16 protein-coding genes are annotated in these 19,892 nt (G+C 33.3%); 5 read left to right on the top strand and 11 right to left on the bottom strand.

The window, feature by feature from the left end; translation table 11 throughout:
* Nucleotides 1-186: 186 nt before the first annotated feature.
* Both ACNQGN_RS12315 and ACNQGN_RS12310 read right to left on the bottom strand, forming a co-directional pair.
* Nucleotides 187-1,782, bottom strand: a complete 1,596-nt coding sequence (locus ACNQGN_RS12315; RefSeq protein WP_417988131.1) for a RagB/SusD family nutrient uptake outer membrane protein — start codon at nucleotides 1,780-1,782, stop codon at nucleotides 187-189.
* Between the two features lie 10 nt (nucleotides 1,783-1,792).
* Nucleotides 1,793-4,774, bottom strand: coding sequence for a SusC/RagA family TonB-linked outer membrane protein (locus ACNQGN_RS12310; RefSeq protein WP_417988130.1), 2,982 nt, complete (start codon nucleotides 4,772-4,774; stop codon nucleotides 1,793-1,795).
* 501 nt (nucleotides 4,775-5,275) lie between these two features.
* Here ACNQGN_RS12310 and ACNQGN_RS12305 point away from each other — a divergent pair.
* A complete protein-coding gene (locus ACNQGN_RS12305) occupies nucleotides 5,276-6,298 on the top strand; it encodes a toxin-antitoxin system YwqK family antitoxin (protein WP_417988129.1) in 1,023 nt (340 codons plus the stop codon).
* 375 nt (nucleotides 6,299-6,673) lie between these two features.
* Here the strand turns inward: ACNQGN_RS12305 and ACNQGN_RS12300 are convergent, their stop codons facing one another.
* A complete protein-coding gene (locus tag ACNQGN_RS12300; RefSeq protein WP_417988128.1) occupies nucleotides 6,674-7,528 on the bottom strand; it encodes a leucine-rich repeat domain-containing protein in 855 nt (284 codons plus the stop codon).
* A gap of 179 nt (nucleotides 7,529-7,707) precedes the next feature.
* Between ACNQGN_RS12300 and ACNQGN_RS12295 the strand changes: the two genes are divergently transcribed.
* Nucleotides 7,708-8,190 (top strand): DUF1761 domain-containing protein, encoded by a 483-nt coding sequence (locus ACNQGN_RS12295; protein ID WP_417988127.1) that lies wholly within the window; start codon nucleotides 7,708-7,710, stop codon nucleotides 8,188-8,190.
* Between the two features lie 53 nt (nucleotides 8,191-8,243).
* On the opposite strand, the gene ACNQGN_RS12290 is transcribed toward ACNQGN_RS12295, so the two are convergent.
* Nucleotides 8,244-8,522, bottom strand: a complete 279-nt coding sequence (locus ACNQGN_RS12290; protein WP_417988126.1) for a 4a-hydroxytetrahydrobiopterin dehydratase — start codon at nucleotides 8,520-8,522, stop codon at nucleotides 8,244-8,246.
* A gap of 96 nt (nucleotides 8,523-8,618) precedes the next feature.
* Here ACNQGN_RS12290 and ACNQGN_RS12285 point away from each other — a divergent pair, with 96 nt between their 5' ends.
* Nucleotides 8,619-9,767 (top strand): 8-amino-7-oxononanoate synthase, encoded by a 1,149-nt coding sequence (locus ACNQGN_RS12285; protein ID WP_417988125.1) that lies wholly within the window; start codon nucleotides 8,619-8,621, stop codon nucleotides 9,765-9,767.
* Here ACNQGN_RS12285 and ACNQGN_RS12280 read toward each other — a convergent pair.
* Nucleotides 9,760-10,650, bottom strand: a complete 891-nt coding sequence (locus tag ACNQGN_RS12280; RefSeq protein ID WP_417988124.1) for a diacylglycerol/lipid kinase family protein — start codon at nucleotides 10,648-10,650, stop codon at nucleotides 9,760-9,762. The genes ACNQGN_RS12285 and ACNQGN_RS12280 overlap by 8 nt on opposite strands.
* A gap of 64 nt (nucleotides 10,651-10,714) precedes the next feature.
* Here ACNQGN_RS12280 and ACNQGN_RS12275 point away from each other — a divergent pair, with 64 nt between their 5' ends.
* Nucleotides 10,715-11,683: an App1 family protein gene (locus tag ACNQGN_RS12275; RefSeq protein WP_417988123.1), complete on the top strand. Its 969-nt coding sequence runs from the start codon at nucleotides 10,715-10,717 to the stop codon at nucleotides 11,681-11,683.
* A 29-nt stretch (nucleotides 11,684-11,712) separates the two neighbouring features.
* Here the strand turns inward: ACNQGN_RS12275 and ACNQGN_RS12270 are convergent, their stop codons facing one another.
* On the bottom strand, nucleotides 11,713-13,620 hold the full coding sequence (locus tag ACNQGN_RS12270) for an ABC transporter ATP-binding protein (RefSeq protein ID WP_417988122.1): 1,908 nt from the start codon (nucleotides 13,618-13,620) through the stop codon (nucleotides 11,713-11,715).
* Between the two features lie 73 nt (nucleotides 13,621-13,693).
* Between ACNQGN_RS12270 and ACNQGN_RS12265 the strand changes: the two genes are divergently transcribed.
* Nucleotides 13,694-14,077, top strand: a complete 384-nt coding sequence (locus ACNQGN_RS12265; RefSeq protein ID WP_417988121.1) for a DUF983 domain-containing protein — start codon at nucleotides 13,694-13,696, stop codon at nucleotides 14,075-14,077.
* 11 nt (nucleotides 14,078-14,088) lie between these two features.
* Here the strand turns inward: ACNQGN_RS12265 and ACNQGN_RS12260 are convergent, their stop codons facing one another.
* The 5 genes from ACNQGN_RS12260 to porK form a co-directional block, all read right to left on the bottom strand.
* Nucleotides 14,089-15,132, bottom strand: coding sequence for an NAD(P)/FAD-dependent oxidoreductase (locus ACNQGN_RS12260; protein WP_417988120.1), 1,044 nt, complete (start codon nucleotides 15,130-15,132; stop codon nucleotides 14,089-14,091).
* Between the two features lie 106 nt (nucleotides 15,133-15,238).
* Nucleotides 15,239-16,129 carry a type IX secretion system ring subunit PorN/GldN gene (gene porN, locus ACNQGN_RS12255; protein ID WP_417988159.1) on the bottom strand — a complete coding sequence of 297 codons (891 nt, stop codon included), beginning with the start codon at nucleotides 16,127-16,129 and terminating at the stop codon, nucleotides 15,239-15,241.
* 47 nt (nucleotides 16,130-16,176) lie between these two features.
* Nucleotides 16,177-17,727: a type IX secretion system motor protein PorM/GldM gene (gene porM / locus ACNQGN_RS12250; RefSeq protein ID WP_417988119.1), complete on the bottom strand. Its 1,551-nt coding sequence runs from the start codon at nucleotides 17,725-17,727 to the stop codon at nucleotides 16,177-16,179.
* A 45-nt stretch (nucleotides 17,728-17,772) separates the two neighbouring features.
* Nucleotides 17,773-18,423, bottom strand: coding sequence for a type IX secretion system motor protein PorL/GldL (gene porL, locus ACNQGN_RS12245; RefSeq protein WP_417988118.1), 651 nt, complete (start codon nucleotides 18,421-18,423; stop codon nucleotides 17,773-17,775).
* 55 nt (nucleotides 18,424-18,478) lie between these two features.
* Entirely contained in the window at nucleotides 18,479-19,891 is a 1,413-nt protein-coding gene (gene porK / locus ACNQGN_RS12240; protein WP_417988117.1) for a T9SS ring complex lipoprotein PorK/GldK, read from the bottom strand.
* Nucleotide 19,892 lies beyond the last annotated feature (1 nt).

The following is a 19,892-nucleotide window of genomic DNA, read 5'->3' as shown; positions in this document are numbered from 1 at the left end:
TTTGTTTTGTTTAGCTTTTTAAACAGGAAAGCCATCCCTAATAAAAGGACAGCTCTCCATACACTTACAAGTAACCAACTTGTAAAAAATTATTGTGAATCTCTAAATCTTTATAAATTAATTGAAAGCAATTCGCAATACAAATTTTATCTTACACCGCGAATTGCTTTTAATCTAAAGGGATAACTAATACCCTGGATTTTGAACCAGATTGTGGTTTGCATCCATTTGACTTTGAGGTATCGGGAAAACACTTCTGAAATCACCATTTGGTTTATGAGAGAACCATGATTTTTTAGTATAAACCCCAAAACGAATCAAATCTTGCTTTCTATGATGCTCTCCAACAAATTCCCAAGCCAACTCGTCAAGGAATCCTCCATACTGAATGTCAGAACCACCTTCTAATTTAGTGATTGTACCAAATGAATACTCCCCGTATTTATAGGTACTTCCACCGATTAATGTAGCTGCAGTTACTACTGCTTTAGCTGGATTTGATTTAAAATTCCTGGCTCTTACCTGACTTACGATACTGGCTGCCTCCCCTGCATTTCCAGTTCTTAATAAACATTCCGCTTTGATCATTAAAGCATCCGCGAATCTATAAAAAGGCACATCATTAGAGGTGTTAGAAATATTTTTTTCACCTATTTCATATTTAACCATTCTGTATCCTTCATTATACTCGGTACCATTAACCTCTGACATATAGTTTATGTATTCAAACTGTTTTCCATTTTCCATAATAATTGGCGCCCCTGATTTAGTGTATTGTAATCCCCCCAACCAAGAATCTTTCAATCTTGAATCGCTTGTATCATAAGTATCAATAAACTGAGGAATTCCACCGCTTCCTCCCCAAGGAGAACCTTCCAAATTAAAAGTGGCCTGACTATATCCGTTAAGTGTTTTATAAGGATAATAAGATCCTCCAGCACGTTTATTATCGAAAGGAATCGTGAAAATTTCTTCACCATTATTCTCATTTTCAATCGCAAATGCATCTGAATAATTTGTGTTTAAACTGAATTTCCCACTATTTATGACATCATCTACCTCTTTTAAAGCCTCCATCCATTTTGGCGTTCCTAAATAAACCCCCGAATTTAAATACAGCTTTGCTAATGTCATCTTTGCAGCCCATTTTGTAACGCGACCATAAGTTGCTCTGCTATTATCTTCTTTTAATGAAGGTATTGTTTCAGTAAGCTCTTTTTGAATAAAATCGTACACTTCCTGACTTGTATTTTGCTTAGGTAAAAACCCTACAGGATGCACAAAGTCAGTATCTATTGGAACATTTCTAAAATTATCATATAGTATATAATAATACATTGCTCTGAGTGCTCTTAACTCATTAATATAAACCTCTGGATTTTCTACATTTTTTAAATTTTCAATTTGAAAAATTGCCCTGTTAACATAGTTAATCCCAACAAAACATTGATACCATAATCCTTCGGCATGTTCCAGTGTAGGTCCCCATGTATGCTGATGCATCGTAATATATAAATCACCCCAGCCAATTCCATTTCTAAATGGAGTCACAATTAAATCTGAAGACTCTTCATAAACATCAAACAAACCATTCCAACCCCAATAAACATCTCTAAGTTGGGCAAATGGAGGCGCAAGTATGTTTGACAAATCAGCAGAAGTCAAAACAGTCCCTTCAGCAGTTACGTTACTATAAACAGTCTCATCTAAATTTGTACATCCTGTAAACGATAACACTAAACTTAATAGCGCTATTTTATATTTATTATTTAACTTTTTCATTTTTTTTTATTTAAAAGTTTACATTAATTCCCAAAGTAAATGTCCTTGTCGTAGGATATTTATCCCGACTGTCATTACCTGCTGTTAATCCATTCCCTCCTGCTATTTCAGGATCCAATCCTTTATACGCTGTAATTGTGGCTAAATTTGATCCCGAAGCAAATAATCTTGCTGATGTAATAAAACTTAATTTTTGAACATCTAAATTATATCCTATCGTTACGTTATCCAGCTTTACATAATCACCATCCTCTATATAATGACTTACATAGGTTTGAGAATAATTAAGTTGTGTTTTACCATAAATTTTATCATGAGCTGAGGATAACATATTATAGTTTATGTTTGGATTTTCATAAAACATACGTTGAAAATTAAGTATTTGAAAACCAAAAGATCCATTAAGAACTACTCCTAAATCAAATCGTTTGTATTTAAAAGTGTTACTCCATCCAGCATTAAATTTTGGAATACCGTTCCCTAAATACTGTTTATTGTCATCATTATATAAATCGGGGGTTAGCGTTTTTCTGGTTCCATCTTCGGTTTCAATGATCCATTTCCCATCAGTAGTAATATCAACTGATTTTAATCCCCAAAAATTACCTATTGACTGCCCTACTTCTAATCGATGTGTTGAAAATGAAATTGGATCACCGGCATCTCCAGTATTTATGAAATTCCCCTGAATTTCATACAAATCATTGGAAAGACTTGTAAGCTTATTTTCATTGTGAGAAAAAGTCATGCTTGAATTCCATTCGAAATTTTCTGATCTGACAGGAATGGTGTTTAAAAGAATTTCAATTCCTTTATTTTCCATTTTACCAACATTGGCAGTAATAGTAGAAAATAAATACGGAGGAGTTGGAACATTATAATCCCACAACATATCTTTAGTTTTCTTATGATACACATCTACACTACCACTTATGCGACTATTTAAAAATGAAAAGTCCACCCCTAAATTAATTTCTTGGGATTTTTCCCAACGTAAATCAGGATTTGGATTACTGGCAGGCACTAAACCTTGAACCCATTTTCCATCATTATAAAAATACCCCTGATAATTGAGTAATGTTTGCGACAAATAGGAAGGTCCTACAATAACTCCGGTCTCACCGTAGCCTGCACGGAATTTCAAATTCTTTATAAACGAAACATCTTTCAGAAAAGATTCATTACTGATTGTCCATCCTGCAGAAACTGAAGGAAATGTCCCCCACTTGTAATTATCCCCAAATTTAGACGACCCTTCTTTTCTAACACTTGCTAATAAATGGTATTTATTGTCAAATCCATAACTGGCTCTTCCAAAAAAACCAATTAACTTATTGTCTTCTTTTGAACTTCCCATACTAGCTTTACCATCCAAAAGAGCCTGACCTGCTCCTAAATTATTATAGGAAAAAGCATCGGTAGGAAAATCAAAATTATATGCAAAACCACCTTGCGACATACTGTACTGATAGCTATACCCTCCCAGAAAGCTAAAATCATGCTTATCAATTGTTTTGTTATATTTTGAAGTCAATTCAAGTATTTCCGTATTACTGCTGCTATCGGATCTGGAAGCTACGCCATTTCTACCCTGAAACGTATTGGAATAGTGTTTTTTAGTTTCTGAATAACCATTAAAACTATTATTTCTTAGAGATGACACCGTTAAATTACTGTCCCAACCCGGCAATAAAGTCAAAGTTAATCCTCCAGTTAATCTTGTGTAATCAGACTCCCCTAATTGATCTGATTCTCTAATAGATGCCAGTGGATTAGAATATTGAAATCTACCTGTTTGTGTCCATACTCCTGCATCATCTTTTGGTCTTGCAGTAGGATTTCTAATCAAAGCCTGTCTGTAAATATTTCCGTCAAAGGAACCTGTTTTATAAGTCCCTCTAACTATATTAAGGTTGAATTTTAATTTGTCATTAAACATATAATGATTGACATCAAAAGAGATTTTAAGTTCCTTATTATAGGAGTCTAAAAAAATACCCTGCTGATCTCCATAATTGATATTAGCCACGTAGTTCGATTTAGCAGTTCCGCCTTTCAATCCTATATTATGATTTGAAATATGCGCTGTTCTGGAAATTTCACCCAACCAATCGGTACTATAACCTTCATCTATAAAAGGTTTTTTCAATATAGTATTGTCTGCAAGCACTTTTCTATACCCTGCTGCATCTAAAAAATCAGCTTTTTTAGCAAAACTGGACATTGCCGTGTAATGGGAATACGATACTGTATTTGGAACATCACGACCGACACTTTTTGTTGTTATCAAAACAACTCCATTAGCTCCCCGAGTTCCATAAATCGCTGCAGCCGAAGCATCTTTAAGTACATCTACCGATGCTATTTCATCTGGAGCAACACTGTCAAATGACCCGGGAATTCCATTAATTAAAACTAATGGAGCTGTACCTCCCTTTAATGAAGCTACTCCACGTAACGAAATAGAAGGACCAGCTAAAGGATCCCCTGATCCATTTGAAACTTTCAAACCAGCGACTTTCCCTTTAATCAATTCCGAAGCATCCCGAACGGCGCCTCCATTAAAATCTTTCGCTTTAATTGTTGCAATCGCGCTGGTCACCTGGCCTTTTTTTTGCGTCCCGTACCCAATTACGACAACTTCTGCCAAATCATTAACCTCTGATTCTAAAATCGGGTTAATTGTGCTTTTACCATCTACCTTAATTTCTTTTGTTTTTAATCCAATAAAAGAAAAAACCAGGGTAGGATTATCTCCTTTGGTACTGATTTCATAATTCCCGTCAAAATCAGTAATTACTGAATTACTGGTTTTCTTTTCCAGCACAGACACTCCAGGTATTGGAATATTATTACTATCTTTAATTGTACCTTTTATTTTCTGTTGAGAAAATGAAGCACAAACTACCAATAGAGAAAGCATTGTAAAGAGTTTCTTTTTTTGTAAAGAATTGGTCTCTATAAGCCTAAAGTAATACATGATTAATTTCATAATTTAACATTTTGGTTAATAAGTTCAGTTAGTGTTTATTTTACACTTGTAAATTTATGTTAAATTAGAGTTGACGGAAAAGCTAATATTACCAGATGATAATACTATATTATCCTTTTTTTTTAAATTATAATAGATTGTTGTGCATAGCGCTAGTAGTATTCAGAAGCTAAGTATCCAACTCCGGATATCGCTATCTCATAATGCTTCTTCTTAAGAAATGATTTTCAGTAAATAAAAGATATGGGGTATCTTTGATTAGACTAAAATATAGCAGAAGTTTTAAAGGTCATTTTACTTTGAAGAGATAGAAAAAAAAATTAGGTAGTGTCTCCCGAACTGTGTTAGTCGAATGTAATTTCTTCAAATCAGAAATCGGACCTTTTAATCCTGACAAAACAGGTTTAGCTACTACTTGTCTTGGTTATAATTTTGCATTTTCATTTAGTCAGAATGCTTATGGAGAAAATAATTTACAAAAAACCAGTAATTAGCTAAACTATGAAAGATTTATTTATTTGTTTATTTATTTTAGTGATTCCATTGAATGGATATTCGTGTGATTGTGGGTTTAACCGTAGTTCATCTATTGAATTATTTAATTCAATAGATGTTATCTTTCAAGGGAAGGTAGTTTCAATTAAAAACGTACAACTTGAAGGCGAATTAAACAAAGAGATTGTTTTTGAAGTCTTTAATAATTTTAAAGGGGTACCATCTAAATATATTACAATTTACACAGACAATTCCAACTGTGCTTTAGGGATAAATAATACTGGTGAAAAATGGATAATTTGGGCTTACAATTACAATGGAAAAATTACAACAAACCAATGTACAGCTAGCATTTTTACCGATGAAATTGACAAGAATAGTTTAGAACAGCTGATTGATTTTAGCAAAACAGAGGGTTATAAAATATTTTATAATAAAGCTGGAGAAAAGATAGGAGAAGGTAATTTATTAAATCAAAATGCTGATGGAATATGGATGTATTATATTAATAATTTTATCGTATCGATTGGTTCCTATAAAGATGGATTTAAACACGGTGAATGGATTTATTATTATGAGCCTCTAAATGATATTCAAATGTTAACTCCTGAATGTAAATTTGCTTTTTCTGAAATTTACAACTCAAACAATTATAAGCCATCAAGGAAAATAAATAAAAAAGAAAAATATTATGAGGGGGAAAAAGATGGTTTATTTTACTATTATAATTTTAATGGTTCGATATATTACCAAAAAGAATACAAAAAAGGAAAATCTAATGGAATTGATATAAATTACTTTGAAAATGGATTACCACAACATCTTTATTATTATAAAAATGATATAGCAAATGGGGTCTTTATGGATTTTAATGTAAATGGTACTTTCAAAATGATTAGTTATTATGAAAATGGACTAAAAATGGGTGATTGGGAAATATTCGACAAAGATGGAAATCAAATATGCAAATCAAATTATAAGAATATTGTTTATGACGAAAAAACATATACTTATCGATGTAAAGAATAAATTAAAAGTAGTTACCGTCGTTTCCTATGAATCAAGAATAAAAACCTCTTACAATTGAGTAGACAGCTCCGCCAGGTAGTAACGGAGTGTGCCTCTCACCTATTATAGGGTTCCGGGGCAAAATGAATACCCAATTCCTGACAAAGTGGACACCTAATTCTGGACATTCCGCTATTCTTTATACTTCCACACTTTTTAGGATAGCGTCTAGTTTTAATCGATTCAATAATACAATGGTAAGAAGAAGCTTTTTTACACGAAAAAACCTGTGAAGCAAGCCGCACAGGTTTTCCCAACTAAATTTAATAAAATCAACTTATTTAAAAAAAAAACTAAACTCATTTTTTAATAATTAACCTATTTTTTTTTCATAGGCTAATCTTCAGAAGCGATTGCTGAATTTTTGTCGGTTGTTACGTCCAATAAAACGGCAATTCCTTTATCATTCACCATCGTCATATTTAATGTATCCAATGCAGCCAAATTTCTAGATACTAATCCATTAAACATATTATAAGAAATATTCATTTCTTTCAGGTTATTCAACTTTTCTAACTCTAATGGTACTTGCCCATTCATTTTGTTATCAAACAAACTAAGATTTTCAAGAGAAGTCATATTTACCACTTCACTGCTTAATCCTCCGGTAAGTTTATTACTACTCAATAGTAAGGTTTTTATTGTTTTTATATCATAAATCGAATTCGGAATTTGTCCTGTAATTTCATTGTTGAATAATGATAAAACCTCTAATTGTTTAAGAGCGCCAATTTGCAAAGGCAATTCTCCTGAAAGAGTATTCATGTAAAGTTCTAAATCTTTTAAATTACTCAATTCACAGAGAGATGAAGGAATCGTTCCTGACAATTTATTAAAAGAAAGGTTTAACACTTTCAAATCTTTCAAATTTCCGATAGAAGATGGAATCACTCCAGATAGTACATTTTTATGCAAGTCTAACTCTTGAAGATCAACCAGGCCGGCAATAGCAGCTGGAATTTCGCCAACTAAATTATTGTTCGCTAAATTTACGGAGACTACTTTTTCATCTTGCAACTTAACTCCATACCAGGTAGAAACTGGCGAAGATAAATCCCATTTTACACTCCATTGACTTCCATTTGTCGCTTGATATAATTTCACTAACGCATCTTTCTGAGATTGAGATACATTGGCCAACATTGAGAATGAAAATAAAAGGGCTAAAAATAGAGTAGTTATATTTTTCATAACAGGATTTTTTTTACTTTAACACAACTAAAATTACATACAATATGGCTAATCAACAAATAAAATCGATGAAATGCAATCTTTTATATTATTTATAGAGTTATATCTTACAAAAAATATTTATTAATGTTAAATATTAATTTATTAAATTTGATTTACTAACACTTAAAGTCAAAATAATGGAAATCAATTTTTTAGCCCTTTTAGTTGCTGCATTGTCAACTCTTGTTGTAGGTTTTGTTTGGTACAATCCGAAAGTCTTCGGAACTATTTGGATGAAAGAAACTGGCTTGACCGAAGAAAAGCTGAAAGGAGGAAATATGCTTCTGATATTTGGAACATCATTTCTGTACGCTTTTTTCATAAGCTTTGTACTTCAGTCTTTCACGATACATCAAACGGGAGCCTTAGGAATGATTGGAGGAGACCCAAGCATTGCAAAACCTTCCTATATGGCTTTCATGGCTGATTACGGAACCGCTTTTAGAACATTCAAACATGGCGCTTTACACGGTTTTTTGGCTGGATTGTTTTTTGCACTACCGCTTATAGGAACCAATGCTCTCTATGAAAAAAGAAGCTTTAAATACACCCTTGTTACTGGTGGATTCTGGATCGTATGTTTGACCCTTATGGGCGGAATTATTTGTGGATGGCAATAATCATATAAATACCTGTAACAAATTTGCCTTGGACCAATAAGGCAAATTTGTTTTTATAGTATAGCTTCAATAGCTTTTGCTAATTCCAAATCTTTATCAGTGACTCCATTAGCATCATGAGTGCTTAACCGAATAGTCACTTTATTGTACACATTAAATAATTCCGGATGATGATTCCTTTTCTCAGCCATCACTCCTACCTGAACTATAAAACCCAGGGCTTGAGTAAAATCTAAGAACTTAAACTTTTTCTCGATTCCATCATTCACAAACTTCCAGTCATTTAGCTCTTTTAATTCGGATTGAATTGTATCTTCTGAATAGGTTTTCATAATTTCCTTTTTTATTTATATAAAGTTAGTTAATTTCGAAACATAAGGAAATACTTTAACTTTATTAATTAATTTTGGCAAATATTAAAATTCAATTTGAATACACTATATTCTTTTAAAATTTACAATTCCACCGCGCAACTTCCAATAACTTGGAATGATTTAGCAGTTTCAAACATTTTTTTATCCAAAAAATATCTGGAAATTTTAGAACAGTCGTCTCCTGAAAACATGACTTGTCATTTCATTGGAATTTTCGAAAATGACACTTTAGTTGGCATTGCACTTTCCCAATTTTTAGATTTGAACAAATTGGAATCTTTTGGCGAACGCGACAAATGCATCAAAACTGCTGTCCGAAATTTTGTTTTCAGAAACTTTGGCGCTCACGTACTGGTTATTGGCAACAACATGTTGACCGGACAAAATTCATATGCGTTATCCGATACCATTAATAAAAAGAAAGCTTTTCAAGCATTAAATTTTGCTACCGCAGATTTAAAAAATATATTTAGATCAAAAGGTAAAAAGATTCACATTACTACATATAAAGATTTCAACAAAGAGGAAATTAATCAATTCGCGATTCCAGAATTCAAAAATGATTATAAATTTTCTACACAACCCAATATGATTTTTGCAATTAATAAAAATTGGAAATCAGAACAAGATTACATTGACTCTCTTTCAAAAAAATATAGAGATCAGTACAAAAGAGCTCGAAAAAAATCGGATATCATTGAAAAACGAAAATTGCATCTCGAAGACATCATTGCTCTTGAAGAGACTATTTACGACTTGTATCTTCATGTAGCCAAAAATGCACCTTTCAATACTTTCTTTCTACCTAAAAATCATTTTAGAACTTTCAAAGAAATCCTTAAAGACAAATTCCTTTTTTACGGTTATTTCATAGATGAAAAACTAATTGGTTTCAATACTTTAATAAAAAATGGTGGTGTGATGGACACCTATTTTCTGGGATATAACGAAAGTATTCAACGTGAAAAAATGCTGTATTTGAATATGTTATATGACATGATTGCTTATTCTATTAACAAAGGTTTTAAGGAAATTGTTTTTGCCAGAACGGCTTTGGAAATCAAAAGTTCGATTGGCGCTAAGCCTGTTAAAATGTATGGACTTATAGCACATAGTAACCAAATAGTTAATTTGTACATGCCAAAAATTTTCAGCTATCTGGAGCCCAAAACGATTTGGCAGGAACGAAATCCATTTAAATAATTTCACTGCTTAGATTGGGTATCGCAACTTTCATTTGTTTGGGTAAAATTTCAATATTCAGTTTCGTTTCTGTTCCGCAATATTCGCCGTCAATTTGAAAACTAACCGGTATATTTGTTGTAACGAAGGCTTTATCCGTAGAAATAATCTCAACATCATTGGTATCTATGGGCATATTTCCAGTTATGATCTTACCTAGTACCACGATATCCATATTTTTCAAAATAACCAACTCAAACTTTCCATCGTCCATCACACCATTTGGATTTATCGAAACTCCGGTGCCATATTTTTGGGAATTGGCTATCACAATCATCCTTGCTTCACATTCTATAGTTGGAAAATCACCGGTAATGGTCGCGATAAACGGATCGTCTAAATCAATTAAAGTAGTTACCGTTTGTAAAGCATACCCCCATTTCCCACGAATACTACTATTTTCGTAATTCTTAATCATTTCTGCATTTACACCCAAATCACTCAAATGGATACTTTTCTTTCCATTGATTGAAATCATATCAATTTCCATATAATCATTGCGAAAAGCGATTTCTAAGTTCTCTTCAATTGTTGTTGGCAAATTCAAATCCACAGCTAAACCATTGGCGGAGCCAGCTGGCAAAATCCCAATAATAACATCTTGTTTTTCCATTGCCTCAGCGACCATTTTTATTGTACCATCGCCTCCCGCCACGATAATTCGTTTCGGCTTATACGTTTTATAAAGTACTTTTATATTTTCAATATCAGCTATTCCTGAAGTATTATAAATCACCAGATTCACGTTTTCTTTTTCCGCAAAAAAAGTCGCAGCCTCAATAATCTCTGATTTATCAACATCGCCAGAGATAGGGTTTACAACCAGCATAATATTCTTTTTCAAACTTTCTCTTCTTTTATTGATTAAAAACCATTAAATTCAACATCTATCAAAAGTACTATAATATATGAAACCAATTTTAAAATTATATCGAGGTTATGCTAATGAACAAGAATTAATTGTCATGGGCCATGTTTTCAAACCAACATCGATTGAAGAGTATAATTTTCAAAAAAAGAATCTAAAAAACGCTACTTCTGTCATTAAAATGTTTCAAATAAAAACACAAGCAAACGCCGATGTCTATTTGGAACACAACAAAACCAAAATCCATACCAAAACACTTAACGATGGTTATTTTAAATTTTGCGTTCCCTTAGACCAGGATACTAATTATGGCTGGATTGATTATGAAGTGAGTATTATCCATGAAAACAAAACCCTAATAAGTAGAAACAGTTACATTCGACCGCACAAAGGAAATTTAGGAATCATATCAGATATTGACGATACTTTTTTAGTTTCTCACACACTTAATCCTTTGAAAAAATTATATGTTTTGTTATTCAAAAATATAAATAAAAGGAAAATTTATGAAGATGTTGTTAACCATTACCAGGCATTAAGCACCGCAGGAAGAGAAAACAAAGAGGAATTCAATGCGTTTTTTTATGTGTCCAGCAGCGAATGGAATTTATATCGATTCATTACTAATTTCACTGAGATTCACAAATTGCCCAAAGCTGTTTTACTATTGAAAGATATTAAAACAAGCTTAACCGATTTTTTCTTGACAGGCAGAGGCAATCACAATCATAAATTTGACAAAATAAAACACATATTAGAATTTTACCCCAATTTAGAATATGTACTTCTTGGGGATGATTCGCAACACGATCCGTTTTTATACGAAGCCATTTGCAAAATTTTTCCAGTCACCGTAAAAGCAGTTTATATTCGGCAAACGGGGCAATCCAAAAAGGAAAAGGTAATCACTGTTTTGAAAAATTTAGAAACGCTGAAGGTTTCTATTTGTTATTTCAAAAATAGTAGTGAAGCCATTGCCCATTCTAAAACGATTGGAATTATTTCATAAAAAAGAGTTCAAAATTGGACTCTTTTCTTTTATAAATTATCTATTTCTTCCTGAACTACTTCCCAATCCAGCAGTAGCTTGTCTAATTCTGCTTTTTTCTTATTATAAGCCGTAAAAAATTTAGCATCCTCAATGTGCTTGTCATAATTAGAAGCAAGCATTTTATCATCTTGTTGAATGTCTCTTTCTAATTGCTTGATTTGACTCTCTACTTTACTCAATTTATTCTGCAACGCTTTCCCTTTTTTCTGATCTTCATAAGAAGCTTTGTTGCTTTCTTTTGGTGCTGCAGCTTTTTGAGCATCTTTTTTCTCAACTTCACGCATATTTTCCATATTGCGCTGTTCTAAGAAATAGTTGATATCACCTAAGTATTCCTTTATTTTTTGGTCTTTGAATTCATACACCAGATTTGACATTCCCTGCAAGAAATCCCTATCGTGAGAAACTAGCAATAAAGTACCTCCAAATTTTTGAAGCGCAGCTTTCAAAACATTCTTAGATTTAATGTCCAGGTGATTCGTCGGCTCATCCATCAATAAAACATTGATAGGCTGCAATAACAATTTACACAACGCCAAACGGTTTCTTTCCCCTCCAGAAAGGACTTTTACCTTTTTCTCGACATCATCACCGCGAAACAAGAAAGAACCCAGCATATCGCGTACTTTCATGCGATTTGTATCCGCTGCCGCATCTTCCATCGTTTGAAGCAAAGTAATTTCACCATCCAGATACTCAGCCTGATTTTGTGCAAAATACCCCAACTGTACATTATGACCTAATTTAATATTTCCCTTATATTCGAATTCGTCCACAATCGCTTTAATGAACGTCGATTTTCCTTGTCCGTTTTGTCCAACGAATGCAATTTTACTTCCACGTTCAACCAATAAATTGATATCTTTCAAAATCGTCTTATCACCGTAACTTTTGGTAACATTCTCAGCTTCAATTACTACTCTACCTGGTTCTTTTGAAACTGGAAAAGTAATATTCATCACCGAATTATCATCCTCATCTACTTCGATACGTTCTACTTTGTCTAATTTCTTGATTAGAGATTGCGCCATCGAAGCTTTAGAAGCTTTGGCTCTGAATTTTTCGATTAATTTCTCAGTCTCTTCAATTTTCTTGGCTTGATTTTTTTGTGTCGCCAATTGCTTTTCACGAATTTCATGACGCAATTCCAAATATTGAGAATATGGTTTGTTGAAATCATAAGCTTTACCAAGGGAAATTTCTATAGTTCTGTTAGTCACATTATCCAAGAACATCTTATCGTGTGAAACAATTACCACAACTCCAGGATAATTGCGCAAGAAACTTTCTAACCAAATGATACTCTCTATATCCAAGTGATTTGTTGGCTCATCAAGTAACAAAACATCATTGGCTTGTAATAATAATTTTGCTAATTCGATACGCATTCTCCATCCACCAGAGAAAGTCTCGGTTTGATTATCGAATACTTCTCTCTTAAATCCTAAACCAAGTAAAATTTTCTCGGTATCACCCACGTAATTATACCCCCCCAATAATTCAAAGCGGTGTGTATAATCCGATAAATCCTCTATAATTTGACTGTATTCATCACTTTCATAATCCGTTCTGGTTACTAACTGGTGATTGATCTCTGCTAATTTTTTCTCAACAATTTTTATATCCGTAAAGGCTTCATAGGCTTCTTCAAGAACAGTCCGACCTTGTTCAAAATCAATATCCTGACGTAAGAAACCCATTCGAACTTCCTTTTCCTGAGCAATACTTCCTGAATCAGGAGCAAAATCTTTTGCCAAAATTTTTAGCATAGTTGATTTTCCGGCTCCGTTCTTTCCAACAAGACCAACTCTGTCTCCGGCACCCAATCGAAAGGTCACTTCTTCAAATAAATAAGAGCCTCCAAACGAAACGGATAAATTGTGTATATTAAGCATGTATTGTTATTTTATTCCTTTTTGAATGCGTAAATTTGTAACTCTAAAAAAGGAAAAATTAATTTTTTTGCAAATGTTAAAAAAAGGATCCAAATTATATAGCATTTTAACAGGAACTTGTCCTAAATGTCAGAATGAGAGTATGTATTTGGATAAAAATCCGTTGCATTTCAGTAAAATTTTAAAAATGCATGAAAATTGCAGCCATTGTGGTTTAAAATATCAAATTGAACCATCCTTCTTTTATGGCGCTATGTATGTAAGTTATGGATTGAATGTTGCCGTTGGAATTGCAGCTTTTATAGTCTCTTTTTTGATCTTTAACTCCAATCTGAAAGTTGCTTTCATTTCAATAATTGTCTCGCTTATTGCCTCATTCCCATTTGTACTGCGACTATCGCGAAACATATACATCAATATGTTTGTTTCATACGACCCAAAAACAAACCTAAAATAGCATTATTTTTTTCATTTAGGAAGAAATCGGTTAATATCAATTGCTGCATCTAAAGGAATCTGATGTTCTATATTGTCCAATAACGCTTTGGCCATTGCGGGCCCCAGCATTACTCCCCTTGTTCCCAAACCATTTAATATATGGATTGACTGATGCTTTTGATGTGTCCCCACTAATGGTCTTCTGTCTTTTACAGTTGGCCGAACCCCCGCGAAATGCTCCACAATTTCAAAGTCACAAGTAATAATTTCTTTTATTCTTTCTACTAATTCCCTTTTTCCTTCCTCTGTAGGCAAATCGGTTTTATCTCTCCAATTATAAGTTGCACCAACTTTAAATAAATCATTCCCAAGTGGTAAAATAAACACACTCGTATTTACAATTACGTCCAAATCTAATTTTGATGCCTTTATAATAAAAAGTTCTCCTTTTGTTCCGTCTAATGGCAAATGTTTAAAATAGGGATTTGCATGCATCCCAAAGCCTTCAGCAAAAACAATATGTTTGCATTGAATGTCTTTATAACAAATATAATTAGGCTCAATCTGCAAAGCATCGTAATCGAATGATTCTTCCCGAAATAGATTATTTTGCTTAAGGTATTCCCTGTATTTATTTAACAATAAAGCCGTGTCAACATAACCCGTTTGTAAAACTTCGCCATATCCATAAGGAGAATCAATTCCCGGATACTTTTTGGAAATTAATTCTGTAGATAAAAAAGGAGCTAGCGCCACTTTATCAGAAGCGGCAAACCAATTATTTTGTTCTTCGACAGAAAAAAACTTCCTTAAAATAGGTCTTTTAAAATCTACCTTACAATTTAACTTTTCCTCCAAAAGCATATAAAATTCATTCATCAGCACCAATTGATCTTGAGCTTGCCACACTTCACTAAAGCGCTTTAAAATAACCGGATTATATAAACCACCTGCAATTTTGGATGAATTTTGAGAATTATTATCCAAAACTAAAATCGACTTATCCCTTCGCAAAGCTAACTCTGCAAATGAAATTCCCGCTAAACCGGAACCTACTATTAAAAAATCAATCATTTTAAAAATTTCTTTTAAACTAAATACAAAATTAAACATATTAAAATAAAAAAACTCTCACCATTACAGTAAGAGTTTATCATTATATATTTTAGGTATTGAAAAATTAATAATTCCACATATCCTGTTCGAAATTGCGAATTTTTTCTTTTACCCTTTCAGATTCTAACAATTGATTTTGAGCATTATCTTTCATATACTCATCAATAGCTCTATCTCCATAAACATTTTCTTCTTTGTAAATAACACTATTGAAACGCCTTGAATTTAATATCTGATCAAATGAAACTGGCATCGCAGAATTTTTATCATTGAAAGCTTTTGCTTCATGCAAAACTTCTCTTGCCGCAGGAAAAAACACCCAAAACAACTCAATATAATCCTTTTCGTCACTATTCATTGTAAACACATCTGGTGTCATAGGACAAATACCAAGTAAACGATACTTCAATTCACTTTGGCGTTTGTCAAAATACCAATACCCCTTAATTTTATACTTAGATACATCTTGCGCTGTAAGATCTTGTTTTAAAATATACTCAGGCGATATTTGAGCACCTGCGTTAATTTGTTCTCTTCCAGCATCAGTAGTATCAATACGACTTAATGAACCTTGAATATCTTCAATAGATTTTTTGGTGTTAAAATAACTATCTGTGTATACTTCAGTAATCTTACCATTTTTTATTGCTTTAGTCAAAACATCGTACAAGGATCTTCTATCCGAACCAATATTTGCTGTATCAATTGGAAAATACAATGCGAAATTTATCTTTTCACTTAAATCTATTATTTCCCAAGTAGTTTTTCCCATTAAAACATCTCTGTCATGTACATAACCATAGACTAATGGTTTGTCATTATCAGAAATTAGCTGTGCAGCAGTCTTAAGCCCAATTTGATCTGGAGTTTTAGCATTCAGCAAATTAGATTGTGCTACAGCTGTAAAACTACACATTGCAGAGACAATAACTATTAAAAAATTTCTTACATTCATCATGGTATCATAATAAGATATTGAAGTAGGCTTCGTTATACGCCTACTTATTGTGTTATTTCAAAAATTACTGGAGCTGTTCTTGGCAATAAATAACTACCTGCACCAACAAGTTTTGTTTTAATTTCAGAAATGGTAACCTGATCTCCTCTAACTGCCTTAGAAAGAACGGCATTACATTGAGCATTCAATTTATTCCCTTGAACAACAACTGTAGGCTGACCTGTTACTTTCAAGTTAAAACCAACTACATTTAAACCAACTTCAAAGTCAAAATCAACTAATTTAGCTCCAATTGTAGCTATTTGCAAATTTGATTTTGGCCCTTTTACAACGCCCATTTCTCCTCTGATTGTTCCCGTAGGACCTGGAATACCCTTTATTCTAAAGGTTTTTCTATCCGAAACTTTAGAACCGTCAGGAAGCGAACCTGTTACATTAATAACTACTTCAGAACCGCCGCCTGGACTCATATTGTATTTTCCACCACCTGCAGAACTTAATCCAGGAGCACTAGCACTAACTTTATCAGCTGTTACTCCTGCAAAAGAAATAGTCATTGGGTTTACAACCCCTCTATAAACTACATTCATCTTATCCGCTGAAATTGTAGCCGATTTTGGTCTTGCAACAACAACGTATTTGTCTTTGATAGGTAAACTAACTACTTTTCCATTTTCATCAAAATTGAAAGAACCTCCTATTGCATGTTCTCCTATATTACCGGCTCCAAAAGAAAATTTAGCCTGACCGGCTTGAGCTTGCACACTTGATCCGTTAACAATAACTGATTTTGCCTTTAATGAAGGGTCAAATTTCCCAAGGATAATTTTACCCGTCACTGCTTCCCCTTGAAAGAAAACAGATTTATCAAGAACTACAATCGGTTGGTAAGCAGTAAGTGATGCTGCAGCAACTAAATCAGATTGAAACATTCCAGTCATTACGTCACTTTCTGTTGTTTTGATATCCGCTTGCAATTGAGACAATTTGGTAATTGTTGCAATAAGTGGAAATCCTTTATAATTATAATCTATCCAAGGTAATTTTGCTCCTGCTTTTTCAGAATAAACTGGATTAGTGGCAAATCTAGCCTCGATTTTTTTCATTTCTGAATCAGCAATTGAACTACCTCCAATTTGTTTGATTTGAGTTGAATAATTATTAATCTTATCTAAAAACGCTTTTCCTTCTTTCGACACTTTATCACCAGTGAAGAACATTCTATCAATTAAATCACCTTTATCCATTTGCTCATATGGCAAATTTCCTTCGGCATCTCTTACAAACTTCTTGGTAACAGTTGATTTAATATTTTCTAAGTAGTCATTAAACTCTTTAGATACTGCTCTAATTTTTTCAACTTTCGCTTTTTTATCACCAAATTGACCTGGCTGATCTACCGCCTTTTGTGCTAATTGTTGAAATGAACTTTCATTTCTAGTGTCGGTTATAGAGTTAGATTCTACAATTTTATTATTCAAAATTCCAAAAGCTGACAACACTTCTTTGGACATATTTAAAGCTAACATCGCGATAAAAACCAGGTACATTAGGTTTATCATCTTCTGTCTAGGGGTTAGTTTTCCTCCTGCCATATTTTCTACTAATTAGTTTGTTATTTTTATATCGTTTGAAACTAATTATCCTTTATTGTTCATTGCAGAAAGCATTCCTCCGTATACACTGTTAAGTGAAGACAAATTAGATGTCAAAGACTGCATTTGGTCTTTTAATTTTAAGTTATTCTCAGCAACTTCTTCATTGATCTGTGCATTTCTTGAAGCGCTTTGTAATTGAATTTTATATAAACTATTCAAAGATTCCATTTGGGCTGCTGCCAAAGTCAACTCTTCGCTATATTTCTTTGTTGAGGCAATTGAATCCACAGTTGGCGCAATTCCTTTTGCAGCTGATTCGAAATTTTTAATGCTAGTTCCTAAACTCGCCATTAATTCACCATCGATTTTGGCGTCTTTTAACATTGCATCAAGTTTTTGAGATAACAATCCCTGCGCATCAGAAGGAGTTTCTACCTTTACCTTTTTGTCTCCTGCAGCCTTACCATTAGCTAGTTCTGGATAAACCAATGTCCAATCTAAATCATCATCAACCGGTTCAAATGCAGAAAGAGCAAAAATTCCAGCTTCTACAATAAGTCCAATGGTTAGCATTAAATTTCCAGTTATGATACCGAATTCAAGATGTGTAATTTTGAATAAAGCTCCAATGATTACAACCGCTGCTCCCATTCCATATGCGAAATTCATTGTTTTTTTACTAAGTAATGCCATAATGTCTGTTTTTTTGGGGTTAGTTATTTAAAGATTTGGTTTCTTTTGTTATTTGTTATTTACCTCTTTTGTTGTTTCCGGTAGTCTGTAATCCCATATAATCTTGAACGGTTCTAAAACCAATAAAACTTCTTGCAGAATCTGCATATTCGAAATCTCTTGTGCTTACTTGTAGGAAATAAGCAACATCTTTCCAAGAGCCTCCACGGACCACTTTACGTTTATTCGAAGCATCCAGAACATTTGGATTCATTGAAGATACATATTCGTAAGCATTGGGGTCGTATGACGAATCCGTCCACTCAGAAACATTTCCCGCCATGTTATAAAGATTATAACCATTTGGCTCATATGATTTTGCTTCTACTGTGTATAGTGCTTCATCCGCAGCATAATCACCTCTGTTCGGCTTAAAGTTGGCAAGAAAGCAACCTCTGTCATTTTTAGTATAAGGTCCTCCCCAAGGATATGTTGCAGATTGTAAACCTCCTCTAGCTGAATATTCCCATTCGGCTTCTGTTGGTAATCTAAAAGAATTTATTAAGTCGTGCCCTTTCTTTTTAGATTTTATATAGGTATTTTTATTTAGTGTTCTCCAAGCACAAAAAGCTTTGGCTTGAGTCCATTTTACACCAACAACAGGATAATCACCGTATGCTTTGTGCCAAAAATAATCGTTATGCATTGGTTCATTATACGAATACGCAAAATCTTTAATCCAAACAGTTGTGTCAGGATATACATTCACTTCTTCCGTTTTAATAAAATCTTTTCTTTTCCCTACCTTAGCTTTTGCAGCAGCTTGAATATCCATCCAAGAATAACGGAATTTTAATTTATTTACATCTATTGTACGTAATCCATTATAAGAAGCCTCTAAAGGCAGGTACATGGAATCCATAACTTCGGTGTAATACTCATCGGGATACAACTTTGTATCTTTGATTAATTTTACTTTTTTATTAAGTTTTCTACCAGCATAAGGATCATCAGCAGTACCTACACTATAATAATTATCATACATATATTTATCATAAGCAGTCATCTTTTCCGGATCTGAATCATTAAAAGCAAAATCACCTATACTTCCGGCATTTTTACCTTTACCTTTAGCTTCTCCTGCACCACCGGTCTGCCCACTTTCATCTGCCAGAATAGCTAAACGAACTCTCATTGTGGAGTCTTTTACCCATTCTACAAATTGTCGGTATTCGCTATTTGTAATTTCCGTTTCATCCATATAAAATGAACGAACAGTAACAGTCTTCGTAGGAGCATCTTCAACATCAGCCAAGTCATCATCTGATTTACCCATAATATATGCACCACCAGGAACTAATGTCATTCCGTAAGGTTTCTCAGGATGCCATTTCCCGCCGTTGATTCCTACTAATTCTCCTTTGTCGCTTGATTTACCACAGCCGATTAACAGGGTCAAAATTGCCATAAATGCAATGAACTTCTTCATA

Source organism: Flavobacterium rhamnosi, from assembly GCF_048286515.1.
Lineage (GTDB): Bacteria > Bacteroidota > Bacteroidia > Flavobacteriales > Flavobacteriaceae > Flavobacterium.
The sequence above is the reverse complement of the archived record's forward strand: the minus strand, read 5'-3'. Positions and strand labels throughout refer to the sequence as shown.